The sequence below is a fragment of the Acetobacter garciniae genome (assembly GCF_017377735.1).
GTDB lineage: Bacteria > Pseudomonadota > Alphaproteobacteria > Acetobacterales > Acetobacteraceae > Acetobacter > Acetobacter garciniae.
The window spans coordinates 686180-709453 of sequence record NZ_JAFVMH010000002.1; the positions used below are offsets into that span (position 1 = coordinate 686180).

At 63.7% G+C, this 23274-nt stretch carries 21 protein-coding genes, 1 other RNA gene and 1 pseudogene; 16 read left to right on the top strand and 7 right to left on the bottom strand.

The window, feature by feature from the left end; all coding sequences use genetic code 11:
* Positions 1–64 precede the first annotated feature (64 nt).
* The 8 genes from J2D77_RS06995 to J2D77_RS07030 all read left to right on the top strand — a co-directional run bounded on the left by J2D77_RS06995 (position 65) and on the right by J2D77_RS07030 (position 10970).
* Complete coding sequence (locus J2D77_RS06995; protein ID WP_207845526.1) at positions 65–1048, top strand: aldo/keto reductase; 984 nt, start codon at positions 65–67, stop codon at positions 1046–1048.
* A gap of 154 nt (positions 1049–1202) precedes the next feature.
* The gene (locus J2D77_RS07000) at positions 1203–1661 is read left to right on the top strand and encodes a hypothetical protein (RefSeq protein ID WP_207845527.1); all 459 of its coding nucleotides are present in this window, start codon (positions 1203–1205) and stop codon (positions 1659–1661) included.
* A gap of 190 nt (positions 1662–1851) precedes the next feature.
* Positions 1852–4128, top strand: coding sequence for an excinuclease ABC subunit UvrB (gene uvrB / locus J2D77_RS07005; RefSeq protein ID WP_207845528.1), 2277 nt, complete (start codon positions 1852–1854; stop codon positions 4126–4128).
* 111 nt (positions 4129–4239) lie between these two features.
* Positions 4240–4905: a 2OG-Fe(II) oxygenase gene (locus tag J2D77_RS07010; protein ID WP_207845529.1), complete on the top strand. Its 666-nt coding sequence runs from the start codon at positions 4240–4242 to the stop codon at positions 4903–4905.
* Positions 4906–4964: 59 nt separating this feature from the next.
* A complete protein-coding gene (locus J2D77_RS07015; protein ID WP_230975560.1) occupies positions 4965–7736 on the top strand; it encodes a M16 family metallopeptidase in 2772 nt (923 codons plus the stop codon).
* A gap of 167 nt (positions 7737–7903) precedes the next feature.
* Positions 7904–8407 (top strand): hypothetical protein, encoded by a 504-nt coding sequence (locus J2D77_RS07020; RefSeq protein WP_207845530.1) that lies wholly within the window; start codon positions 7904–7906, stop codon positions 8405–8407.
* A 236-nt stretch (positions 8408–8643) separates the two neighbouring features.
* Positions 8644–10194 carry a hypothetical protein gene (locus J2D77_RS07025; RefSeq protein ID WP_207845531.1) on the top strand — a complete coding sequence of 517 codons (1551 nt, stop codon included), beginning with the start codon at positions 8644–8646 and terminating at the stop codon, positions 10192–10194.
* Positions 10191–10970 (top strand): glycosyltransferase family 2 protein, encoded by a 780-nt coding sequence (locus J2D77_RS07030; protein WP_207845532.1) that lies wholly within the window; start codon positions 10191–10193, stop codon positions 10968–10970. Before J2D77_RS07025 ends, J2D77_RS07030 begins: the two co-directional genes overlap by 4 nt.
* Before the next feature lie 112 nt (positions 10971–11082).
* Here J2D77_RS07030 and J2D77_RS07035 read toward each other — a convergent pair whose 3' ends face one another.
* Together J2D77_RS07035 and J2D77_RS07040 are read right to left on the bottom strand one after the other, a co-directional pair.
* Entirely contained in the window at positions 11083–12408 is a 1326-nt protein-coding gene (locus J2D77_RS07035; protein ID WP_207845533.1) for an NAD(P)/FAD-dependent oxidoreductase, read from the bottom strand.
* Between the two features lie 146 nt (positions 12409–12554).
* Positions 12555–13604, bottom strand: a complete 1050-nt coding sequence (locus J2D77_RS07040; protein ID WP_207845534.1) for a lysine-2,3-aminomutase-like protein — start codon at positions 13602–13604, stop codon at positions 12555–12557.
* A 20-nt stretch (positions 13605–13624) separates the two neighbouring features.
* Here J2D77_RS07040 and epmA point away from each other — a divergent pair, with 20 nt between their 5' ends.
* The 3 genes from epmA (at position 13625) to J2D77_RS07055 (ending at position 16131) form a co-directional block, all read left to right on the top strand.
* A complete protein-coding gene (gene epmA / locus J2D77_RS07045; protein ID WP_207845535.1) occupies positions 13625–14650 on the top strand; it encodes an EF-P lysine aminoacylase EpmA in 1026 nt (341 codons plus the stop codon).
* A gap of 87 nt (positions 14651–14737) precedes the next feature.
* Positions 14738–15157: a hypothetical protein gene (locus tag J2D77_RS07050; protein ID WP_207845536.1), complete on the top strand. Its 420-nt coding sequence runs from the start codon at positions 14738–14740 to the stop codon at positions 15155–15157.
* Between the two features lie 2 nt (positions 15158–15159).
* Positions 15160–16131 (top strand): fasciclin, encoded by a 972-nt coding sequence (locus tag J2D77_RS07055; protein WP_207845537.1) that lies wholly within the window; start codon positions 15160–15162, stop codon positions 16129–16131.
* Between the two features lie 246 nt (positions 16132–16377).
* On the opposite strand, the gene J2D77_RS07060 is transcribed toward J2D77_RS07055, so the two are convergent.
* From J2D77_RS07060 to J2D77_RS07070, 3 genes are read right to left on the bottom strand one after another with little or no spacing between them, the layout of a single operon-like run.
* Entirely contained in the window at positions 16378–17058 is a 681-nt protein-coding gene (locus tag J2D77_RS07060; RefSeq protein ID WP_207845538.1) for a thiamine phosphate synthase, read from the bottom strand.
* Positions 17059–17092: 34 nt separating this feature from the next.
* Positions 17093–18007, bottom strand: a complete 915-nt coding sequence (locus tag J2D77_RS07065; RefSeq protein WP_207845539.1) for a class I fructose-bisphosphate aldolase — start codon at positions 18005–18007, stop codon at positions 17093–17095.
* A gap of 55 nt (positions 18008–18062) precedes the next feature.
* Positions 18063–18692: a hypothetical protein gene (locus J2D77_RS07070; protein WP_207845540.1), complete on the bottom strand. Its 630-nt coding sequence runs from the start codon at positions 18690–18692 to the stop codon at positions 18063–18065.
* A gap of 54 nt (positions 18693–18746) precedes the next feature.
* Between J2D77_RS07070 and J2D77_RS07075 the strand changes: the two genes are divergently transcribed.
* The 5 genes and pseudogenes from J2D77_RS07075 to J2D77_RS07095 all read left to right on the top strand — a co-directional run bounded on the left by J2D77_RS07075 (position 18747) and on the right by J2D77_RS07095 (position 21201).
* On the top strand, positions 18747–19151 hold the full coding sequence (locus J2D77_RS07075) for a hypothetical protein (protein ID WP_207845541.1): 405 nt from the start codon (positions 18747–18749) through the stop codon (positions 19149–19151).
* Positions 19152–19154: 3 nt separating this feature from the next.
* Positions 19155–19385, top strand: a pseudogene (locus tag J2D77_RS07080) (cell division protein ZapA); the annotation flags it as partial.
* 117 nt (positions 19386–19502) lie between these two features.
* Positions 19503–19658: non-coding RNA, 6S RNA (gene ssrS / locus J2D77_RS07085), on the top strand.
* Positions 19645–20340, top strand: coding sequence for a 5-formyltetrahydrofolate cyclo-ligase (locus J2D77_RS07090; RefSeq protein ID WP_207845542.1), 696 nt, complete (start codon positions 19645–19647; stop codon positions 20338–20340). The genes ssrS and J2D77_RS07090 overlap by 14 nt, the downstream gene beginning before the upstream one ends.
* A gap of 30 nt (positions 20341–20370) precedes the next feature.
* A complete protein-coding gene (locus tag J2D77_RS07095; protein WP_207845543.1) occupies positions 20371–21201 on the top strand; it encodes a TIGR00282 family metallophosphoesterase in 831 nt (276 codons plus the stop codon).
* Between the two features lie 60 nt (positions 21202–21261).
* Here the strand turns inward: J2D77_RS07095 and J2D77_RS07100 are convergent, their stop codons facing one another.
* Both J2D77_RS07100 and J2D77_RS07105 read right to left on the bottom strand, forming a co-directional pair.
* Positions 21262–22107, bottom strand: a complete 846-nt coding sequence (locus J2D77_RS07100) for a TIGR01459 family HAD-type hydrolase (RefSeq protein WP_207845709.1) — start codon at positions 22105–22107, stop codon at positions 21262–21264.
* A 26-nt stretch (positions 22108–22133) separates the two neighbouring features.
* The gene (locus J2D77_RS07105) at positions 22134–23210 is read right to left on the bottom strand and encodes a quinone-dependent dihydroorotate dehydrogenase (protein ID WP_207845544.1); all 1077 of its coding nucleotides are present in this window, start codon (positions 23208–23210) and stop codon (positions 22134–22136) included.
* Positions 23211–23274 lie beyond the last annotated feature (64 nt).

A 23274-nucleotide genomic window follows, 5' to 3' on the forward strand; every position in this document is an offset into this window, starting at 1 on the left:
GCGTTATGTTCCCCAGTCGCGGTGCTGGGGGGCGATGCGTTTACAGTTAAGGAGAACCGCTGACATGACGGCTGAAACACTCATGATCCCGGGTATTGCCATGCCCGCGTCCCGTATTGCCCTGGGCACCTGGGCCATTGGCGGGTCCATGTGGGGTGGGGCGGATGATGTCAACGCGGCCAAAACGGTGGAAGAAGCGCTGGCCGTGGGGATCAACGTGATCGACACGGCCCCGGTCTACGGGTTCGGCCATTCCGAGGAAGTCATAGGTCGCGCGCTTGAAGCCCATCGCGACCGGGTGATCCTGGCCACCAAGGTCGGGCTGGACTGGAAAGACGGCAAGGTATTCCGCGACAGCCGTGCGTCGCGTATTGCGGATGAGATCGAGGCATCCCTGCGCAGGCTCAGGACCGATCGGATCGATCTGTACCAGGTGCATTGGCCCGATCCCCAAACCCCGATCGAGGAAACGGCAAGGGCGCTGGAAAAACTGGTGCGCGACGGCAAGGTCCGCGCTCTGGGGCTGAGCAATTTCTCGCCCGAACAGATGGATGAATTCCGCAAGTTCGCACCCGTGGCCGCCATCCAGCCGCCCTACAACCTGTTCGAGCGTGAGATCGAAGGCACCGTCCTGCCCTATGCGAAAGATAACGGGCTTGTCGTGCTGGCCTATGGCCCGCTGTGCCGCGGCTTGCTGAGCGGTAAAATGACGGCGCAGACCACCTTCACCGGTGATGACCTGCGCAAGGTGGACCCCAAGTTCCAGCCGCCGCGCTTTGCGCATTATCTCCAGGCGGTGGCGGACCTCAAGGCCATTGCGGACAGGCACGGCAAGAGCATGCTGGCACTGGCCGTGCGCTGGGTGCTGGACCGTGGCCCCACCATCGCCCTGTGGGGGGCCAGAAAGCCCGAGCAGATCAGCGGCGTGCAGGACGTTTTCGGCTGGAGCCTTTCCCCCCAGGACATGGCGGAGATCGACGCCATTCTGGCGCGCGACATCCCCGACCCCGTGGGGCCGGAATTCATGGCCCCACCCCCACGGGCCTGAAGCCCGGCCTGCCTGGCCCCGGCCATGCAGCCCCGAGAGGCGGGGGCCGATACGGGGCCAGGCAAGAGGGTTCGGGTCACAAGTGCGGGGTCATGGCTGGGGGGCGAAGGCAAGCATTGACTTGCCCCATGCTTTTTTCCCAATCTGGTTGGCCATGACCTATCCTGACGACCATTCGCAAGCCGTATTGGACCGGACGACCGTTCATCCCTTTCCGCTCCAGCAGGTGCTGGGGCGGAAACAGGCGGCAACGTATCTGGGCATACCGGTGCGGCGGCTGTGGTTGCTGGAAATGCTGGGCGGCGGCCCCCGCCCGGTCAGGCAGAGCACGGCCACCTTCCAGTTCCGCAAGGAAGATCTCGATCGTTACAGTGCGGAACTGTTCAGCCGTGCGGGGTTCGCAGCCGACGTGCTGGCGCGCTATCGCCGGCAGCGGCAGCGGCAGGGGGATGAACCGCTAGGGCTGGACCCGTTCATGGACATGGCCACGCGTGACGAACTGCGCGAAGTCTGCACCTATCTGGGCAGCCGGGCGATCATCCTGCTGGGGCTTGTGGTGATTGTCCTGTCCCACACGCCGCTTTCTCGCATGCTGTTCCACGTCCTGCGCTGACACACGCATGTCTTTGACACGGCGGCACACCCGGCACGCATAAAGCCCGCCTGCTGCTGCTGGCCGGTCGTGCAAACGCCCGCCCGGCCCGTGCGGGGGAGGGGACGGGTTTGCGCAGCAGGGCGTTGAGCGGGCCTGCGCATATGCAAGAACCCTTGCGTGGGGCGGGGGCATGGCCCATCTTTGCAGCATGGCTGCTTCACCGACATTGTCCTCCACCCTTGCGCGCGGCAAGAAACGTGCCTCCCTGAGCGAGCGGGCCGCGAGCCTGCCCGCCGTCACCTTCGTGCCCGAACGCCAGGCCCCGCGCCCGCGCCTGCGCAGGATGGAGGTCGTGTCGGAATACGAACCCGCGGGCGATCAGCCCCAGGCCATTGCCGAACTGGTCAAGGGTGTAGAAGAGGGCGAGCGCGACCAGGTGCTGCTGGGTGTGACCGGGTCGGGCAAGACCTTCACCATGGCCAAGATTATCGAAGCCACCCAGAAACCGACCCTGATCCTGGCCCCCAACAAGACGCTGGCCGCCCAGTTGTACGGGGAAATGAAACAGTTTTTCCCCAATAACGCGGTCGAATATTTTGTCAGCTACTACGATTACTATCAGCCTGAAGCGTATGTGCCGCGCTCGGACACGTATATCGAAAAAGACAGCCAGATCAACGAACAGATCGATCGTATGCGCCATGCCGCAACGCAGGCGCTGCTGGAACGTAACGATGTCATTATCGTCGCCTCGGTGTCGTGCATCTACGGTATCGGGTCGGTCGAGACCTATTCGCGCATGGTGGTCAAGCTCGAACTCGGCGGGCAGATCGATCGGGACAAGCTGGTCAAGAGCCTGGTCGAACTGCAATACCGCCGTAACGACGCCGCTTTCGCGCGCGGGGCGTTCCGTGTCCGGGGCGAGAGCGTCGATATCTTTCCCGTCCAGAACGAGGACAGGGCGTGGCGTGTCTCCCTTTTCGGGGATGAGGTGGACGGAATTATCGAATTCGATCCGCTGACGGGCGAAAAAACGGCTGATCTGCAGGAAATCACCATCTACGCCAACAGCCATTACGTGACCCCGCGCCCGACGCTGAACCAGGCCAATACGGGGATCAAGCAGGAACTCCGCGAAAGGCTGGCCGAATTCACCAGGGCGGGCAAGCTGCTGGAAGCTGAACGGCTGGACCAGCGCACGACCTTCGATCTTGAAATGCTCGAGACCACGGGCGTGTGCAAGGGGATCGAGAACTACTCGCGCTATCTGTCGGGCCGCAAGCCGGGCGATCCGCCGCCGACCCTGTTCGAATACCTGCCCGAAGACGCGCTGCTGATCGTGGATGAAAGCCACGTGACCGTGCCCCAGATCGGCGGCATGGAACGCGGAGACCATGCGCGCAAGTCCATCCTGTCGGAATTCGGCTTTCGCCTGCCTTCGTGCCTGGATAACCGCCCGCTCAATTTTGCCGAATGGGACAAGTTCCGCCCGCAGAGCATATTCGTCAGCGCTACCCCCGGCCCGTGGGAAATGGAGCGCACGGGCGGGGTGTTTGCCGAACAGGTGATCCGGCCCACGGGGCTGATCGACCCGGTAACCGATATCCGCCCGGTCGAACACCAGGTCGATGACCTTCTGGCCGAATGCCGCACTACCATTGCCAAGGGTGGGCGCGTGCTGGTCACGACCCTGACCAAGCGCATGGCCGAAGACCTGACCGATTACATGAACGAGGCCGGGATAAGGGTGCGGTACCTGCATTCCGATGTGGATACGCTTGAGCGGATCGAGATCATCCGTGACCTGCGGATCGGGGCGTTCGATGTGCTGATCGGCATCAACCTGCTGCGCGAAGGGCTGGATATTCCCGAATGTTCGCTGGTGGCCATACTGGATGCCGACAAGGAAGGTTTCCTGCGTTCGCGCACATCGTTGATCCAGACCATAGGGCGTGCCGCGCGTAATGTGGATGGCCGTGTCCTGCTCTATGCCGACAAGATGACGGACTCGCTGGCTTACGCGGTGGAGGAAACCGCCCGGCGGCGCGAAAAGCAGACTGAATGGAATACGGCGCACGGTATTACGCCCCAGAGCGTGCGCAAGCAGATCGGCGATATCGTGAGTTCTGTTTTTGAACAGGATTACGTGACGGTCGCCCCCGACCAGGATACGGGTGTGGCCGAATTTGTCGGCAAGGATCTGGGGGCCGCCATAGCCGGGCTGGAAAAACGCATGCGCGAAGCCGCCGCCGAGCTGGAGTTTGAAACCGCAGGCCGCTTGCGCGATGAAATCAAGCGGCTGGAAGCCCTGCAACTGGGGATCGAGCCCCCACCCCCCACGCCAAGCGCGCAAAAGCCCGGAACGCGGCGCAGCGCCAAGCAGCAGGTGCCGCGCCCGCTGGGGCCGGGCGGTGGCGGATACGAACCCAAAGCCCGGGGCGGCAAGGCTGGCGGCGGCAAGGGGCGCGGCCGCAGCCGGGCCTAGGGCAGGGGGCGAAAACCCGCGGGGCTTGTCTCGGGCCCGCAACCCTCCTACCGTCGGGGGGGTAGAGAGAGGGGTTTTTTGCCTCTTTGGAATGTTCCGAGCACTTGAGCGATGACCGTGTCAGATACCACCATCCAGCCGGATTACGAGGCCCTGTCCAGCGCACCCGTGTGTTCCGATCCTTTCGAGCATGTGCTGGTGCCGCATTTCATCCGCCAGGCCGATTTGCACTGCCTGTTCGCCAGCCTGCCGCATATCCCCTCGGGCGGGTCTTTCCCGCCCGGTTCGCTGTCGCTTTCGCCGCTGGTGCAATCCCTGGTGCGGGAAATGGAAGGGCCAAGGCTGCGCCAGATGATTGGCGACAAGCTTGGCCTGGATCTGTCGGACGCACCCTGCATGCTGACCATGCGGGGCCGCACGCGTGAAAAGGACGGGCGCATCCATACGGATTCCCTGGCCAAACGGGTGACGATCCTGCTGTACCTCAACCCCTCGGACGATACCTGGACCCGGCAGGAAGGGTGCCTGCGCCTGCTGCGCGGCCCGCACGATATAGAGGATTACGCGCGTGAAGTGCCCCCCGTGGATGGCACGTTGCTGATCTTCCCCAACGGCCCCACTACATGGCACGGGCACCGGCAGTTTGTCGGGCAGCGTTATACCATACAGCTCAATTACATGACGCGTGACGCCATGGCGCGGTCCGAACTGCGCCGGCACCGGCTGTCCGCGCTGGCCAAGACCATGGCGTTGCCCGGTCTCGGTTCCAAGGGGTAGCCCCACGGCTAACCCTTGCGACCGCGCTTAAATTTCCAACAAGAACAGGAAGCCTGCTTATGATGTGTACTGCCTCAACGATCCGTCGCAAACGGTTGGCTCTGCTTGGCGTGGCCATGGCAGCCATGGCCGTCGCAACGGGGGGTGGTGCAATCTGGCCCTGCGCGCCCGCACAGGCGCAGGAAATGGAACACGACATGGGGCCGGGCATGCCCTCTGCCCTTGTGCCCGCGGTGCTGAGCAGCGCGCAGGTGGTCCGCGCCACCCTGCCCAACGGGTTGAAGGTGGTGATCGTGCCCGACAGGCTGGCTCCTGTGGTAACGACCGAAATCAATTACCTGGTGGGCTCGGCCGAAGCCCCGCAAGGCTTTCCCGGCACGGCGCACGCGCTGGAACACATGATGTTCCGTGGCAGCAAGGGGCTGGACAAGGACCAGTTGGCGGCAATCGGCACCCGGCTTGGGGGCAGCTACAATGCCGATACGACCGAGGATGTCACCCAGTATTTCTATACCGCACAGGCGCATGACCTGCCGGTTCTGCTGAAAATAGAAGCCCTGCGCATGAACGGGCTGAGCCTGTCGGAAGAGGACTGGAGCAAGGAACGCGGCGCCATCGAGCAGGAAGTCTCGCGCGATCTTTCAAGCCCGGCTTATCTGTACCTGTCGCAGTTGCAGGAAATCCTGTTCGCGGGCACGCCCTACGCGCATGACGCATTGGGCACACGCCCGTCCTTCGACAAGACGAAGGCTGCCGATTTGCGCGCCTTTTACGAAAAATGGTACGCGCCCAACAATGCTGTTCTGGTCATTGTAGGCGACGTCAACCCCGTGACGGCCCTGCAACTGGTGCAGGACACGTTCGGTTCCATACCGCGCAAGACCCTTCCGGCCCGCTCACCCGTCAAGCCCGTGCCGCCGCCCGCGAAAACCCTTTCCCTGGCGACGGATTATCCGGTCGGGTTCGCAACTTTGGCCTACCCGCTGCCGGGTTCCTCCGCCCCGGATTTCGCGGTGGCGGATATCCTGTCCGATGTCCTGGGCAGCCAGCGTGGTGCCCTGTATGACCTCGTGCCCCAGGGCAAGGCGCTGTTCGCCGGGTTTGAATTCGCGCCCAAGAAAGAAGCGGGCTTCGGCCTGGCCCTTGCCGCCTTTCCCAAGGGGGGGGATGCGACAAAAGCCATGAACGACCTGCGCGGCGTCATGGAGACGATCCGCAGGCAGGGCGTTCCCGCCGAACTGGTGGAAGCCGCCAAGCGGCGCGAGATCGCGCAGCTTCAGTTCGCCGCCAATTCGGTCAGCGGTCTGGCATCCATCTGGTCCAACGCGCTGGCTTTCCAGGGCCTGGATTCGCCGGGCGATCTGGTGGCCGCGTATCAGGCGGTCACACCCGAGGCGGTGAACAAGCTCGCCGCCCGGCTTCTGGACCCCGCCCATGCGGTCTCCGCCGTGCTGAGCCCCGAAAGCTCGGGGCAGGCTGTCGCGGGCTCGGGCTTTGGCGGGGCGGAATCCTTCGCCAGCGCGCCTGACAAGCCGGTCAAGCTGCCAGATTGGGCCGAAAAGGCATTGGCCCAGCTTGAAAAACCCCAGCCCACGCCCCTGCCTTCGGTCGCGACCCTGCCCAATGGCCTGACCCTGATCGTCTGGCCATCGCATGTCAGCCACACGATCCAGCTTTCGGGCCAGATCAGGCAGGCCCCGTCCTTGCAGGAACCCGCCGGGCGCGACGGCGTGCATGACATAACCGAGGCCCTGTTCTCTTACGGCACGACCACGCATGACCGCCTGGCGTTCCAGAAGGCGCTGGACGATATTCCCGCCTGGGAAGATGCGGGTGGTTCCTTCTCGCTACGCGTGCTGACACCGGATTTTGAAAAAGGCGTGGCCCTGCTGGCCGAGAACGAACTGCATCCCGCCTTCCCCGAAAAGGACTTTACGGTCGTGCGCATGCAGACCGCGCAGTCCCAGGCGGGGGAACTGGCATCTCCCGGTCATCTGTTCAACAGGGCCGTGAAAATTGCCGTCCTGCCACCCAAGGACCCGGCCCTGCGTGAGGCCACGCCGCAAAGCATCCTCAGCGTGACGCATGATGACGTCATGCGGTATTACCAGCAGGTCTGGCGCCCGGACCTGACCACCATTGTCGTGACCGGCGACATAACGCCCGAGAAAGCCCGCGCGGTTGTCGAAAAAGCCTTTGGCGGCTGGAAGGCTGAAGGGCCCAAGCCGGTTGTCGATCTGCCCACCGTGCCGCTCAGCCACGCATCGCGCGCGACCGTGCCCGACAAGAGCAGCGTGCAGGACGAAGTGATCCTGGCGGAAACGCTGGGGCTGACCCCGACCCATCCCGAACACTTCATGCTCCAGCTCGGGAACGAGGTTCTGGGCGGGGGGCTGTTTTCTTCACGCCTGTATCGCGACCTGCGGGTCAAGACCGGCTATGTCTATTCGGTCGGCAGCGGGTTTGAATGGGGGCGCACGCGCGGCCTCTATACGGTGACATTCGGGGCCGATCCCGACAAGGTGGGCAAGGCGCGCGCCGCCGTATTGCGCGATATCAAGGCCATGCAGGCTGCCCCGCCCACGGGGGAGGAACTCTCCCTTGCCAAGGCGTCGCTTTTGCGCAGCCTGCCGCTGGGCCGCGCCAGCCTGGACCGGATCGCCGCACAATATCTGCACCTGGCGGAGCTTGGCCTGCCGCTCGACAATGCTGACCGGGGTGCGCTGGCATACTATGGTGCCTCGGGTGCCGATATTCAAAAGGCGTTTCGCCAGTGGATGCGCCCGGACGATCTGGCGACAGTCGTGAAAGGCCCGGCCCCTACCCTGTAAGTGGCAAAACCGTTCCGATCGGGCGCAAAGATGCTGCCTGTTATGGGAGTCTTTACCCTTTGTGGCCTATCCAGGCCGGAGTTGCAGGGAACACGGCGCTGTAACTCCGGCAGGGGATAGCCTGCCTGCCCCGATCAATCGGGCAGCGCCGCCAGGCGGAGCAGGCCATGACAAAAGCGACACAGACCCCCGTGCCTTCAGCCCCAGCGGCATCTGCCCCAGCGGCACCGGACACGACGCATGCCAGCTTGCGCATGCGCCCCCCGCGCGACCGGTCGGCCGGGCCGCCGCAGGGCATGGTATCTCCGCCGAACAACGCCCCGGCTGCAACACCTGTGGCGGCACAGCAGCACCGGGCGGTGGCCGAACAGGTCGTGCAGGCGTTGCAGGTCCAGGCGGATAGGGTGGAACAGCAGGCACTCAAGGAACGTCAGGACGCCATTTTCTTCGACGGGCAGTGGTATCTGAACGCCTATCCCGATATTGGCGCCGCCGGCATGGAACCGGTGGAACATTTCCTGAAATATGGTGCACAGGAAAAAAGAAACCCGAACGCCATCTTCAACAGCATGGCCTATCTGCGGGCAAACCCCGATGTGGCGGCTTTTGGCCCCGGGCCGTTCCTGCATTATGTCTGTTTCGGCTTTCGGGAAAAACGACCCTTGCGGTAGCGGGCTTTGCCGGTTCCTGAAGCTTTTTGAAAAAAAGCTTCACCAAAAACTTTTATCTATAAAGCAGATATTTTCTGGGCAGAATTTCGAGGTCGCCTGTTAGAAAAATATCAAGAGTATCGGGTCTATAAAATCACCTTGGAGCGTATGGCACGAGAATATCGTGGCCGGTCCTGTCCCGATGTGTCGAACGGCGCTGGCAAGGCTTTGTCCTGCAGTCATTCCTGGAAAGCATGATGGTGATTCTGACAGCCTGGAACAAGAAAGATATCAAGACCATAAGCGAATCAGGGCTGTTCGATGCCGAATTCTATACCCATGACAATACGGATGCCCAGCAATCCGGCCTGGACCCGGTCGTTCATTATGTTCTGTCCGGCGTAAAGGATGCTAGGAATCCGAACGAGAATTTCAATACCGTTATTTATTATAATCTTTACAGGAATGTCATAGGGCAGAACGAAAACCCGTTCGCCCATTATATCCGTAACAATAATCATCTCATGTTTTTTGAAAAAGGTCTTCTCCAGGATTATTCTTACGAGACGATTACAAAGCTCATCACCCGGTTCAGGACCTATCCTTTTTTTGATCCTGATGACTATATTCGCATGAACAGCGATCTTTCAACGGCGCATATTCCCGCACTCCAGCATGCCGTTCTGTATGGCATAGCCGAAGGGCGCGAGGTTTTTTCCAAACGCGCCATTGTCCGTTTTCTGGGCAATGCCTGCAAGAAGCCGCTGGACTACACCCTGTCGGGGGCCGAAAAAATCTCTGCCGGTCCGCAATCCATAGGGGTTTTCCACCACAGCGCGGGCAATTCCTTTATCGTGGAACTGGCTGAATGCCTTGTCGGGTATTTGCGCGACAGCGGCTTGAACGCCACCGTCATGACGGAAAAAACAGCGGCGGCGGATGCTCCCGATCTTTGTATTTTCTGCGCACCGCACGAATTTTTCTTTCTCGACGGCAACGAGACCTGGAAGCGCGATGAGATCATTCAGAAATCCATCATGTTCAATACGGAGCAACCGCAAACCGTGTGGTTCACACGGGGTATTCTGTATATCCTGATGTCTGCCGGTGTCATGGATCTGTGCCACCAGAACCTGGACGGTTTTGCCCTTTCCGGATTGCCGGTTTTCCATTTCGACCCACCGTTGAAACCGCAGGCCTGCCGCCTTCTTGCAGCGGACCGAACGCACCCGCTCTTTCGGGTTCTGCCCAAGGCGGCCCGGCAGGGATCTTCGCCCTTCACGCCTTTTGCCGAGCGCAGTATCGATATCAGTTTTTTCGGCAATGCCTCAGCCCGGCGTGAACGGTTTTTTGCCCGCGCGGCACGGTTCTTTTCCGATTATCGGTGCTTTTTCTATTACCGCAAGGCAGACGGGCCGATCCCGTCCACGGGGGCTTACGATATTCTCTCCCGTCTGCCACGGCTTGTTGCGGAAAATTCAAAAATTGCCCTGAATATTCACAGGGACGATAACTGTTTTTTTGAATGGCACCGTATCGTCGTGCAAGGCATGGCATCGGGTGCGGTCGTCGTTACGGAAGACTGTTTCGCTCATCCGCTTTACAAAAGCGGCGTGCATTTTCTGGCCGAATCCCCGCGGCATATTCCCAACCTGGTCGAATGGCTGGTGCGCACGCCAGATGGCCAGGAAACCGCCAGCCGGATCCAGGCCAATATGTTTGCCGTCTTGCAGGACCAGGCCATCGCCCAATCCAAGACCCGCGACCTGCGGCGATATGTATCGAGCGTGTGGAGTGCGGTGCAATGAGCGTTCTCAAGCCCTGGGACCCCGTACCTGATATTGCCTTTTTGCATAAGAAAAAAACCAGAAAGCCCAAGAACCTGGTTTCCGTCTGTGTGACCAATTTCAACTATGCCGCACTGATTGGCGACTGCCTGGACAGTATCGCCCGGCAGACCCATCGCGATCTTGAAATTGTGGTGGTGGATGACTGTTCTGGCAAGGATGCGTCCGTGCAGGTCATAACGGACTGGATGGCGGAGAACAGGGCCCGGTTCTACAGCTTGAAATGCCTGGTGAACCGCCGCAATCAGGGGCCGTCCTTTGCGCGGAACATGGCGTTCGAGCATGCCCTGTCGGATGTGGTCTTCATTATCGACGCGGATAATATGGCCTACCCCACCGCATTGGAAAAACTCTATGCAGCGCTTCAGGAAGGGCCGTTCCCCGCCGTTTATCCCCAGCTTGAGGAATTTGGCGGCCGGCAGGGCGTAGGCAGTGCGGATCTATGGGACGCCACGCGCATGCGCCGCAACAACTACGTTGATGTCATGGCGCTGATCCGCAAGACGGCGTGGGAGACGGTAGGTGGTTTCAGCCATATCGAACGTGGCTGGGAGGATTACGATTTCTGGCTGAAATTCATCGATCACGGGCTGGAGCCCGCCTACCTGCCGGAGATTCTGTGCCGCTACAGGGTGCATGACCAGTCGCGCACGGCCACGGATGCGCTGGCGGCCCATTACGACCTGGAACTGGTCATGGAATTCCGCCACCCGAGTGCGGACAATGCCGAACCCTAGGCCTGCCGAATAAAAGTTTTTGGTGAAGCTTTTTTCAAAAAGCTTCAAAGAACGTCGAAATTTGTTTAAAAAAAATACCCGGGAACTTTTATATATTTACAGGGTATTTCGTTCAGAACCCGCCGACAATGCTCAGTCTGGTGCCATCCGTAAAGCGCGACAGGCGGAACGGCGTGGGGTCCACCACCGGGGTGCGACCCGTGGCAAGGTCGGCCGTCAACTGCCCGGCTCCGGGGCCAATACCAAAGCCGTGGCCTGAAAAGCCGGTGGAAATGGTCAGTCCCGGCACGTCGGGCACGGCGTCGATCACCGGCACCGCGTCGGGCATGACATCGATCAGCCCGCCCCAGTGTTGCAGCACATGAATGGGCTCGGCCGCGGGGAACATGGTCTGCAACGCAGCGACCGCGCGCCGTGTCAACCTGATGTCGGGCATGGGGTCCAGCACGCGGGTTTTTTCGAAAACCGTAGGTGTATCCAGCGCCCAGCGGCGGGGGGTGAGCAGTTCGATCAGGAACCGGTTGTCCAGCCGGGGCCTGACCATGTCGTGTTCGGCCTTAAAGGCGGGCAGGTACTGCCGGGCCAGCCGGAACATGTCCGGGACGATGGGCACGCTCAGGTTCATGGTGGGGGCTATGTTGTAGCCGCCATCGTCGCGCTTGCGATACGCAACACTGCCCAGATAGGCCGAGGTTTCGGGCAATCCGTCAACGGGTGCGGTACGGCACACGGAAGACAGGATTTTCATCTGCGGCAGGTCCACGCCCATATTGCCCAGGAACAGGCGCGACCATGCACCCCCGGCCACGACGACCTGGCTGGTCCTGATATAGCCAAGCTCCGTCACCACGCCGCAGATCCGCCCGGCCTGGCGTTCGATCCCGCGGACGGCGCAATGCTGGATAATCTCCGCCCCCAATGTGCGCGCGGCCATGGCAATGGCGGGGGCCGCACGCTGGGGTTCGGCCCGTGCATCTGTCGGGTTGTACAGGCCCGAGCGGTAGGGCGCCCGCAATCCGGGCAGGATGTCGCGCATTTCGGCAGCACTGACGATACGGCTGCCGATCTGGAAAGGTTGCGCATCCTGCACGAACTGTTCGTGGCGCTTCTGGTCGGCAGCGTTTCGGGCCACCGCCACCACGCCGCAGACCGTAAAGCCGGTATCGAGCTTGCGGGCGGCAAATTCGTTCCAGACCCTGAAGCTTTCCATCATCAGCGGCAGTTCACGCGGGTCGCGGCCGTTACGGCGCACCCAGCCCCAGTTGCGGCTCGACTGTTCTCCCGCGATATGGCCTTTCTCGCACACGATGACCGACACGCCCCGCTGGGCCAGCGCATATGCCGTGCAGACGCCTACGATCCCGCCCCCGATGACCACGACATCCGCATTGGGCGAAGGCTTGGCGTCGGTGCTGATTTTCGTGACTTCGGGGCCCATGTCCTGCTTCCCTGCGCGTTGCCTATACCGCCGTGGCGGGTGCATTGCAGGCTAAAACGGGGCCGCACATCTTGGCAACCTGTGCGGATACGAAATGACAGGCATGGCAGCCCGGCATCGGGCAGGGTTGTGTCGGCGGGCCGGGCCTAAAGCCGGTCGAGCGTGTGGGTGCGGCCCACGGGGTCACGGACCTGCAAGGGGCCCTGCACGTAATCCGGCCCCAGCGGGACCTTGCCGTAGCCGCCGGGAATATCCAGCACATAAAGGGGCCAGGCCAGGCCCGTCACCCGCCCGCGCAGCCCCGCCAGCAGGCGCTGGCCTTCCTCTACCGGCACATGAAAGCGCGCGGTACCCGGGGCGGGGTCGAGCTGGTGCAGGTAATAGGGACGCATGCGCTGTTCCACCATGGCGCGGAACAGGTCTTCCAGTGCGCGTTCGCTGTCGTTCACGCCGCGCAGCAGGACGGACTGGCCAAGCAGGGGAATGCCCCTGCGCACGATCCGGCGCAGGCTTTCGCGTGCGGCGGCGGAGAATTCCCGCGCGTGGTTGATATGGACCGCCATCCACACCGCCTTGTCGGTTTCAAGTGCGTCCAGCAGGGCAGGGGTGATCCGTTCGGGGGCGGCCACGGGCACGCGGGTATGCAGGCGAATGGTGGTGACATGGGCCATGTCCGCAAGGGCCGCCATGATGGCGTGCAGCCTGCGCGGCGAAAGCATGAGCGGGTCGCCCCCGGTAATGATGACCTCGCGGATCTGCTCATGCGTGCGCAGCCAGTCCAGCGCGCCCGCAAGGGCCGCATCGTCCAGCACACCGCCATCGGGGCCCACATGTTCGCGCCGGAAACAGAACCGGCAATAAAGCGGGCAGACCAGCAGCGGCTTGAGCAATGCGCGATCGGCGTAGCGGTGGACAATACCCGGCACGGGGGAAAGGGCATCATCCCCGATGGGGTCGGTGCGTTCCTCGGGCGTGATGTCCAGCTCCCCTGCGGTGGGAACGACCTGGATCCCGATCGGATCGTCCGGGTGTTCGATCAGTGCTGCAAAGGCGGGGGGAATGGCGGTGGCGTAATGGCGCGCGACCTCGGCCAGGCCTGTCGCCTGTTCGGGTGCTGCCAGGCCCGCCTGGATCAGATCCTCGGGCGTGCGCAGCGTTCTGGCCGATGCAAAAGGGGGGTTGACCGCGCTAGACATGTACCGCCTCTACTCTGCCCATGTCCGCTAGCGCAACTCCTCATCCTGTCCCCGGCGGGGCCGATCCGCAGCATATCCGCGACCGCCTGCCGTATCTGCTGCGGCGCAATCTGGTCCAGCGGGGGGCCCGCGCCTTTCTGGAAAGCCGTGGCTGCGTGGAGGTGGAAACACCCTACGCCGTGCCCACACCGGGGGAGGAGGTGCACCTACTTCCCTTCCGTACCCTGCACGAAGCCCCGGATGGCGCACGAAAGGCGCTGTTTTTGCATACCAGCCCTGAATTTTGCATGAAGCGCATTGTCGCGGCCACGGGTCTTTCGGTGTTCCAGTTCGCCCGGGTCTGGCGCAATGGCGAAGGCAGTGCGTTGCATGCGCCCGAATTCACCATGCTGGAATGGTACCGCCCCGGGCTGACACTGGCGGGGCTGATGGACGAGACAGAAGCCCTGCTGCGCGCGGTCCTGCCCCCTACACTGCGTTATGGCGATGCAAGCCTGGACATGGGCGGCCCGTTCGAACGCCTGAGCATGCAGGACGCCTTCGCCCGGCATGCGGGGCTGGACCTGCTGGCCACCGGGGATGATGCAGACCTGCTGGCCCAGGCCGCAGGCTGCGCGCGACGTGCGGGGGAAAGCTGGGAAGACCTGTTTTTCAGGCTGCTGCTTGAACGGGTGGAACCCGCGATCGGGCGCGAACGTCCTACATTTCTGACCCATTGGCCCGCAAGCCAGGCCGCCCTGGCCCGCAAGGACCCCCACGACCCGCGCGTGGCGCTCAGATTCGAACTGTACGCAGCCGGAATGGAACTGGCCAACGCGTTCGAGGAACTGACGGATGCAGCCGAACAGCGCAGCCGGTTCATGGCGGACCGTGCGGCGCGCAAGGCCCAGTACCCCGCGCGGGACGACTGGCCGATGGATGAGGCCCTGCTGGCGGCCCTGGCGCATATGCCGCCCTGTTCGGGCATAGCGCTGGGGTTCGACCGGCTGAGCATGCTGGCCTGCGGCACCACGCGCATACAGGACGTCTTGTGGATAAACCACTAGTCTGCAACATTTGTCTTGATTAAGACGTTTCAGTAACTGTGGGTACTGTAACTGTCACAGAACATCTTGCCAGGATTCGGGTCTGTCATGACACATAGAAACAAATTGCTGCTGGTAGGATTGCTCACCCTCGCGGCCTGTCAGGTCCCGACCGAGAAGCAGCGCCGCGAACTGGATTCCATGATCGGCAAGCAGGCCGCCGACGTGGTTCGGACATTCGGCGTTCCCACCCGCCAGTTCATTACCGGTAATCACGCGTTTCTGGCCTATATCACCCAGGAAACCAGCTATTCCTCCATGCCCATGGGCGGTTGGGGCGGTGGCTGGGGCGGTCCTGGCTGGGGTGGTGGCTGGGGCGGCGGCGGCTGGGGTTGGGGCGGTGGCTGGGGTGGCGGCTGGGGCTGGGGCGGCAGCATGGGCACCGCCTATACCTATTCGTGCCAGACCACCTTCGAACTCGTGAACGGTGTTGTCTCCTCCTGGACAATGCGGGGCGACGGCTGCTGAGCATGCCTGCTGCCCCCTGTCCGGGCCCCGATACGCCCGCTGACGCGCCCACTGACGCGCCCACCGGCATGCCCCATGGCACATCTGCCGGCACCCCCGCTGACACGGCCATTGCCACGCCTGCTGCCAAGCCAGCGGTCAGGCCCCGCATCCGGGGTGGGGCCGCGTGGGTTGGTGTTGCCGGCGCACCCCGGCGGGTAGCGGCTGTTGCCCGTAGGGGCGGATTAGGGGTGGGCGTTGCGGGTGTATTGCTGCTGGTGTTGCCCGGGTGCCAGAGCAAGGCCCGTCAGGATGTGTATACCACCCCCGCATCCACCTGTGCCGCCCTGCTGCCCACCGTTTCGGGCACGCGGACCTATGTTCCGGCCGGGGCTTCGGCGCGTGTCCAGACAGCGCATGAAGGGGCTGGGCTTACCGAAAGCCTGCACGGAGCACCCGATAGTGCGGTCGCCTATCCGGACCCCCAGACCCCGGTCTTCTGCGATCGCCCCTTATCCGACACGCTGCCGACTTCCATAGAAATGGCCGATTATGTCCATCTGCTGAACACCACGGGTACCATGCCCCTGTTGCAGCAGGGCGGACCGTTCACGGTCTTCGGCATACCCAATGGCGCGCTGGAGGCCTATAATGCGCGCCACCATGGCCTGCTGGTCGCGGCGGCCCGCACGCCCCAGGGCCTGGCGTGGGCCCGCGCACTGGTCGATTACAGCATTGCCCGCGGCAACTGGAGTGTTGCACGTATTCGTGCCGCCGTGGCCGCAGACCCTGCGCACCGCGCCGCTATTCCCACGCTGGGCGGGCTTCCGCTTTATGCGACGGTTGAAGCTGGCAGCGGGCAGATCGTGCTGGATAACGGCCAGGGCGTGATCAGCCGCCTGTGGGTCATGGGTGTTCCGCAATCCAACGGGGTGCTGTATTTTACCCAGTCCCTGCTTGTGCCCCCAACGGTGGGGCAGGGTGCGCATGGCTGAGCACGCGCGGGCCAGGGGCTGCTTCCATAATCAGCGGTAATAAGCCGGGCGGGCCAAGCGCCTGCCCGTAATTCACGTGCTGGCGGGCACGTGCTGGCGGGCGGTCAGGGAAGGCTCAGTCCGAACTGGTGCCGAAGGGGCGGCAATGGCCCCAGCCTGACTGGTGCATAATGGCTTGTGCAGGGCCGGTGACGCGGTTTGCCGAGGTCGCCGGGCTGCACGCTCTTGCTTCGCCCCGTAGGTCTTTCAGAGCGTGGGCCAGTCGGTGGGGTTGTCCCACCACGTGGCGGATGGCATGAGAAAATCCGCCGTGCCGGAGGCCAGTTGCCGTGCGTCGTCCGGCGTGCGCGCACAGGCGACCACGGGCAGTTCCATCATGACCGACCACCACTGCGCCAGTGCCGCCACGGGAGCATTTTCGGGCTCCGCATCGGCAGTGACATGGCCCCCGTTATCGCTGCCCGCGATCTCGGGCGGCTGCGTGGCGGCGGCCTGCGTGTTTTGTGTGTTTGCGTTGCTTGCAGCGTCGGGTTCGGGGCCGAAGCTGATATAATCCGCCCCGTCCTCACCCGCCTGCATGGCCGCATCGCGGCTGGTGCCGGCGGCCACGCCCAGTTGCAATTCGTCGCCCAGCATGCGGCGGACGTCACGCACGTTCAGCGCTGTGTAATTGGCGGAAAGATGCACCCCGTCGCATCCCGTCTGCCGGGCCAGGGCGGGCCTGTCCTCCAGCATCAGGGCAACGCCTTTGGGCTGTACTGCGGCCGCAATGGCGGTGATAACCGGCAGGGCTGCCGCATCCGTCAGGCCATCGACCAGCCGCAGCAGCAGGGCTGCGGGCTGGTAGCGGTCCAGTGCGCGTTCGACAGTTGGCAGGAAAGGCTGCGCATCCGCAAGGGGCGGGGTCACCAGATAAAGTTCAGGCACTATGTCTGTTTCTCCGCCCCGGCAGTGCGTGGGCTCAGCCCTTGAAGATGGTGGTGATCTGGTCCAGCAGGGCCAGGGCTTCGGCCTTGGGGCGCTGGAAGACGTTACGGCCGATGATGGAGCCAAAGCCGCCACCGTCCTGGATCCCCTGGATGGTCTTGAGCAGGCTGTCGCTGCCGGTATGTTCACCGCCGGAGAAGATCACGATGCGACGCCCCGCGAAGGAGGACTGCACCACATGGCGGATACCGGCCGCCAGGGTGGAGACATCGACATTGTTCTTTTCATAGACGGGCTTGCACGCATCCAGCGCCACGACATCGGTCGGGGGCTTCACCTTGATGATATGTGCACCGCAAAGGGCCGCCATATGGGCCGCATAGGCGCAGACATCGGCGGCGGTTTCGGCCTTCTTGTCCAGCAGCGGGCCGCGCGGATAGCTCCATACGATCACGGCAAGGCCTGCGGCCTTGGCTTCCGCCGCCAGTTCGCGCAGTTCTTCCATCTGCTCGAAGCAGTATTCCGAACCCGGATAAATGGTAAAGCCAATGCCCACGCAGCCCAGGCGCAGCGCGTCGGCCACGGTGCCGGTCACGGCCTGGTCCTTGATGGTGGACAGGCTGTTGGAGCTGTTGCACTTCAGGATCAGCGGAATTTCGCCCGCATAGGTCGCAGCCCCGCATTCCAGCATGCCAAGGGGGGCGGCAAAGCCGTTCAGCCCGGCTTCGATCGCCAGTTCGAAATGATAGTGCGGGTCATAGGCCGCGGGGTTGGCGGCAAAGGAGCGCGCGGGGCCATGTTCAAACCCCTGGTCCACCGGCAGGATGACAAGCTTGCCCGTGCCGGCCAGCTTGCCGGTGTTGAGCAGGCGGGCCAGATTCGTTTTGCTGCCGGGGTTGTCGCTCTCATACTGGCTGAGAATTGCCTTGACCTTCGGGGTAAGCGCCATGACGGAACAGTCCTTCCTTTGCCTTGGTGTCCGGCATCTTATTTTCCGGACGTTATTATTCGCAATAACCGTGCCTGATATACGCGACAAGAGATGAAGTGGCGTGTACGCCCGCTATAAGGTCAAATGATGGCGGAGAATGCGCAGCAAGCGTGCCGCCTTCCGCCGCGAAGGCCGCGCGGGCGGCAATACCCTGGCGGTCGTCCCCCGCAAGGACCGCCAGCCGCTGGCCATGGCTGAGGGCGAGAAGTGCGTGGGCCGGGCTTGCCCCGCAATCGAGCAGGTGCACGAAGGGCAGGGCGGTCGACTCTTGCAACGCCCGCATCAGCGCCAGCCACCATACAGCCCCCATGGCCGCCCCCGCCCCGGGTGGGGAAAGAAAACCGAACAGGGCCGAAGCGGGTGGGTGATCACCCGCCCCAACGGCCGGGCCCGCACCCGGTTGCACGTTCTCCCCCGTATCTGCCCGCGTATCGTCCCCCCTGCCGGGCGAAATGCCTGCCGGGCCGGGCACCGCCCTGTTTCCCGGCGCGTTCAGCGATGGGCAGGCCCGTTGGCCCGCCTGTTCCGCCCGCACCGCGTCGATCGCGTGCAGGACCCGCAGGCCTTGCGCGTGATCGGCAATGGTGAAGAAGAGCCGGGGCAGAAAAGAAAGGCGTGAAAATGGCTTGTTTTCCATAGGCATGCTTGACGCCATCGCGTTTGCAGGTGATTCCTGCCATACAGAAAGGGAAAAAGAATGCAGGATCAAGTCGTGCAGCCGTACTCCTCCCCCGAGAATGCCAGCACGGGCGTGACGCCGCTCAGCGCCCCCGCAACGGACGACCCCGTGCTCCGGCTGGACCGCGCCCTGCAACGCATATCCTTCGTTCTGGAAAAAAGCAGGCAGAAAAAAAGCCGGGGCGATACCGACCGGCACGAACTGCTGGCCAATGTGGATGCGCTGATCCTGCGCGTGCGTGAAGCCCTGGAACGCACGGCCCCGCCGCCAGCGGTGGAGGAAGGGCCTACGGACGGCACAGTAGCCGGTGTGGCCCCGCCCGATGTGTCCCGCGCAGCCGTGCCGCAGACGGGTGCGCCCCAGGCGGTGGCCCCGAACCCATCCGTGCCCCGCCTGGGCACATCGCAGGAACGGGAGGGCTGATCCATGGCTCTTGTATCGGTGCATATCAACGGCCACAGCTACACGGTAGGCTGCGAAAACGGTCAGGAACGGCATGTGCAGGTCATGGCCCAGCAGGTGGAACGCCGTGTCCAGCGCATGCGCGACCTGGGCTTTACGGGCGAAAGCCGCCTGCTTGTCCTGGCCGCCCTGGTCATGGCCGATGAAATCCAGGACCTGGCCAGCAACCGCCTGCCCGAAGCCACGGCCGAAGCCGCGCACGAGGCCGAACGCATGCGTGCCGAACGCGCATTGCAGGCCGCCCGCCTGACCGATCTTGCCGAACGTGCGGAAACCCTTGCAGCCGAACTGGAGCGCGCCTACATAGAGGATGCGGGGCTGCCCGACGCGTGAGGCATGTCATCCCCTGGGCCGATAAGCACTTCCTAGGGAGCTGGCTCTGTTGTGGCCCTGGTCACATTACCCGGCGCCCACCTGCAAACGCAGGTCCTGGAGGTTGAAAAGACCCACGGTCATGGTGGCTCCGCACTTATCCCATCATCAGGGCGATCCGCCCGAGATCGCCGAACATAAGGCGCGCCTGCGCGCACAATGCGTGGCCAGCCTGCGCGCCCGCGACAGGCGGCATGACGCGCGGGTACTCGCCAGCCTGCAGACATTGCTTGCCAGCCAGCTTTTTACCCTGCCGGGCAGGCCCGCCACCGGTCCTTGGGGGCATGATGGGCCGGACGGAACGACTCTGCACGATCCATCTACCGCCGCAGCGCCTGCGGCCAGCGGGCGGCCACCGGCCGTGGCCTGCGTGTGGCCCCTGCCGCATGAGCTTGATCTCACCCCCCTGTGCCACTGGCTGGACCGGCAGGGCGCAACGGTTCTCCTGCCAGACACGCCCCCGCGCGGAAACCCGCTGGTGTTCCGGCAATGGCGTCCGGACTGCACCATGCTGGCCGGCCGTTTCAGGACCCTGGTGCCCGACGGTCCCGTCATGCAGCCCGATATGGTGCTTGTCCCGCTTCTGGGGTTTGACAGGGCGGGTAACAGGCTGGGTTATGGGGGCGGATATTATGACCGCACGCTGGCCGCTATGCCGCATGTCGGGCGCATAGGCTATGCGCCCTCCACGCAGGAGGTGGCCGCCCTGCCCGCCGGGCCGCATGACCAGCCCCTGCCCTGTATCGTGACCGACAAGGAGACACTCTGTTTTGACTGACCAGCCACGCCGCGCCAGAAAGTCCCGCGCGTGAAAATTCTGTTTTTGGGCGATATTGTCGGCCGGACCGGGCGCGAAGCCGTTTTGTCCCGCCTGCCGGGACTGCGCCAGACGCTGGCGCTCGATCTTGTCGTGGTCAATGCGGAGAACGCCAGCCACGGTTTCGGCCTTTCCCCCGCCATAGGAACATCGCTGTTCGAAGCGGGCGTGGATGTGATCACCCTTGGCAACCACGCCTGGGACCGGCGCGACCTGATCGGCCATATCGATGCCGAACCCCGCATTGTCCGCCCGCTGAACTACCCGCCCGGCACACCCGGGCAGGGCAGCGTAGTGGTGGACCTGGCCGACGGGCGCAGGGCCCTGGTGGTCAACGTCATGGGGCGGCTGTTCATGGACCCGCTCGACGATCCGTTCCGCAGCATTACGGACCTGCTGGCCCGGCACCGCATGGGGGCCAAAGCGGCCGGGGGCACGGTACAGGCCGTGGTGGTGGATATCCACGCTGAGGCCACGAGTGAAAAATGGGCTTTCGGGCATATGCTCGACGGCCGGGCCTCGCTCGTGGTGGGCACGCATACCCATACCCCCACGGCGGATCACCGCATTCTGGCGGCGGGCACGGCGTTCCAGACCGATGCGGGCATGTGTGGCGATTATGACAGCGTGATCGGCATGGTGAAGGAACCGGCCATAACGCGTTTCGTGCGCAAGATGCCGACCGAGCGGCTGCAACCCGCCGAAGGTGAGGCGACCATTTGCGGGCTGATGGTCCAGACCGATGACAGCACGGGCCTTGCCGTGCGCGTGGCCCCCCTGCGCCAGGGCGGATTGCTGGCCCAGACCCTGCCCGATTTCTGATCCGCCTGCCCGGCGCAACGGGGGCGGTTGGGGTGCTTGCTTGCCGTGTGGCCGGTTCTGCTACCAGACCAGGCGGGGGACGGCGGCCACGGGGTGCAGGCCCGCGCCATGGACCTCGGCCGCGGCAAGTTCCGCGTCGTTGCCGATCATTTCCTGGTGAATGCCGCCAAGAATCCACAGGCTGTCCACCCCTGCGGCGGCGGCGCCCCTGATATCGGTTTCCAGCGCATCCCCAATGGCCAGGATACGTGTGCGTGGCACGTCCAGCATGGCCAGCACGGGTTCGTACACGCGGGGATAGGGTTTGCCGATCCAGCAGACATCTCCACCCTGTTCGGCGTAGGACGCGGCCAGCGCACCCGCGCAGATCTGGCGCACCCCACCTTTGATGACCACCATGTCCGGGTTGGCGCAGATCATGGGCAGGCCACGGGCCAGGCAGGTCTGGAGTTCGGGCAGGTAGGGGTCGAGCGAGCCCGCGCCGCGGTCCAGGTCCGGCCCGGTATTGATGACAAAATCCGCCTCCCGCGCGGAGTTGACACGCCGCAGGCCCAGATCGTCATACAGTTCCTGGTCGTACGTGCCGCCGATATGGAGCATGGTATGGCCCAGCCGGGCAAACCAGGGGTCCGTTTTCTCGCGCAGCAGGCGGTGGGTTTCCTCCCCGCTGGTCATGATCCCGTCATACAGTTCGGAGGTCACGCCAAACCCTTCAAGCTGGCTGGCCACCACATGGGCCGGGCGTGGCGCGTTGGACAGCAGGACCACACGCTTGTCCGCCTTGCGCAGGGCCTGCAGGCAGGCAATGGCCCCGTCGAACGGGCGCACGCCGTCATGGACCGTGCCCCACAGATCGACGATATACCCGTCATAATGCTGTGCCAGGTCCGCAAGTCCGCCCAGCATGGGCAGGGAAGGGGGAATGTGTGCGTTCACAGGTCTGCTCCGCGAATATCGGCCAGGGTTTCAATACCGTCGCGGCGCATGATGGCCAGCATTTCCTGCTTGAGCCGCGTGACAAGGGCCGGACCTTCATAGGCGAAGGCGGTGTAGACCTGCACCAGATCGGCCCCAAGGCGAATCCGCTTGAGGATATCGGCCCCGGTTTCTATGCCGCCTGCCGCCACCAGCGTCAGCCGACCCGCCGCCACCCTGGCCGCCAGATGCAGCACGGCGGTCGCGCGCGGGGCCAGCGGGCGGCCTGACAGGCCACCGGCTTCCCCCTTGTCGGGGCTTTGCAGGTGGGGTGGGCGGGCCAGCGTGGTGTTGCTCAGGATAAGCCCGCTGGCCCCACCCGCGATCGCGGCTTCGACAATGGGGGGAATGGCGTCGTCTTCCAGGTCGGGGGCCAGCTTGACCAGAATGGGCGGGCAGTCCCCACCGTGGCGGGCGGCTATGGCGTCCAGGATGCCCTTCAGCCGTGCCGCATCCTGCAAGCCGCGCAGCCCCGGCGTGTTGGGGGAGGACACGTTCAGCACGACGTAGTTCACATAGGGTTTTACCCGCGCGACCAAGGCCGGGTAGTCCCGTTCGGGGTCGGCCCCCGTCTTGTTGATGCCGATATTGGCCCCGATCGGCACGCCGGCCCCACCACCCTTGCCCGATGGCAGGGGGCGCGTCAGCCGGGCCAGCCTGACCGCGAACCGGTCTATGCCCTGGTTGTTGAAGCCCATGCGGTTGATGACGGCCCTGTCTTCCTCAAGCCGGAACAGGCGCGGGCGGGGGTTTCCGGCCTGCGGGCGGGGGGTTACGGTCCCCGCCTCCACAAACCCGAAGCCCAGCCGGGCGAGTGGGCGCAGCACGCGGGCGTTCTTGTCGAACCCCGCCGCAATGCCGATGGGGTTGGAAAACCGCATGCCCAGTGCGCGCGTGGCCAGGGCGGGGTCATCCTCGGGGCGGCGAAAGGGAACGCCCACCCCCAGCATCAGGGCATCGAGTGCGAGCTCGTGCATTTTTTCGGGATCGAACTGGCGCAGCACCGGCAGTGCTAGGGAGGTAAGGCTGGACATGGGCTGAGTACTGCCTCAACTCCCCCCGCAAGGAAAGAAAAAAACAGAGCGCCGCATGGCGGGC

Bases quoted from the DNA above. Each gene is read 5' to 3' on its own strand.
- J2D77_RS07065 (WP_207845539.1), bottom strand. From the start codon at position 18,007: ATGGCGCTTACCCCGAAGGTCAAGGCAATTCTCAGCCAGTATGAGAGC.
- J2D77_RS06995 (WP_207845526.1), top strand. From the start codon at position 65: ATGACGGCTGAAACACTCATGATCCCGGGTATTGCCATGCCCGCGTCC.
- J2D77_RS07025 (WP_207845531.1), top strand. From the start codon at position 8,644: ATGGTGATTCTGACAGCCTGGAACAAGAAAGATATCAAGACCATAAGC.
- J2D77_RS07000 (WP_207845527.1), top strand. From the start codon at position 1,203: ATGACCTATCCTGACGACCATTCGCAAGCCGTATTGGACCGGACGACC.
- J2D77_RS07040 (WP_207845534.1), bottom strand. From the start codon at position 13,604: ATGTCTAGCGCGGTCAACCCCCCTTTTGCATCGGCCAGAACGCTGCGC.
- J2D77_RS07075 (WP_207845541.1), top strand. From the start codon at position 18,747: ATGCAGGATCAAGTCGTGCAGCCGTACTCCTCCCCCGAGAATGCCAGC.
- J2D77_RS07100 (WP_207845709.1), bottom strand. From the start codon at position 22,107: ATGCTGGGCGGACTTGCGGACCTGGCACAGCATTATGACGGGTATATC.
- J2D77_RS07055 (WP_207845537.1), top strand. From the start codon at position 15,160: ATGCCTGCTGCCCCCTGTCCGGGCCCCGATACGCCCGCTGACGCGCCC.
- epmA (WP_207845535.1), top strand. From the start codon at position 13,625: ATGTCCGCTAGCGCAACTCCTCATCCTGTCCCCGGCGGGGCCGATCCG.
- J2D77_RS07015 (WP_230975560.1), top strand. From the start codon at position 4,965: ATGATGTGTACTGCCTCAACGATCCGTCGCAAACGGTTGGCTCTGCTT.
- J2D77_RS07105 (WP_207845544.1), bottom strand. From the start codon at position 23,210: ATGTCCAGCCTTACCTCCCTAGCACTGCCGGTGCTGCGCCAGTTCGAT.
- J2D77_RS07035 (WP_207845533.1), bottom strand. From the start codon at position 12,408: ATGGGCCCCGAAGTCACGAAAATCAGCACCGACGCCAAGCCTTCGCCC.
- J2D77_RS07020 (WP_207845530.1), top strand. From the start codon at position 7,904: ATGACAAAAGCGACACAGACCCCCGTGCCTTCAGCCCCAGCGGCATCT.
- uvrB (WP_207845528.1), top strand. From the start codon at position 1,852: ATGGCTGCTTCACCGACATTGTCCTCCACCCTTGCGCGCGGCAAGAAA.
- J2D77_RS07030 (WP_207845532.1), top strand. From the start codon at position 10,191: ATGAGCGTTCTCAAGCCCTGGGACCCCGTACCTGATATTGCCTTTTTG.
- J2D77_RS07010 (WP_207845529.1), top strand. From the start codon at position 4,240: ATGACCGTGTCAGATACCACCATCCAGCCGGATTACGAGGCCCTGTCC.
- J2D77_RS07050 (WP_207845536.1), top strand. From the start codon at position 14,738: ATGACACATAGAAACAAATTGCTGCTGGTAGGATTGCTCACCCTCGCG.
- J2D77_RS07090 (WP_207845542.1), top strand. From the start codon at position 19,645: ATGGTGGCTCCGCACTTATCCCATCATCAGGGCGATCCGCCCGAGATC.
- J2D77_RS07070 (WP_207845540.1), bottom strand. From the start codon at position 18,692: ATGCCTATGGAAAACAAGCCATTTTCACGCCTTTCTTTTCTGCCCCGG.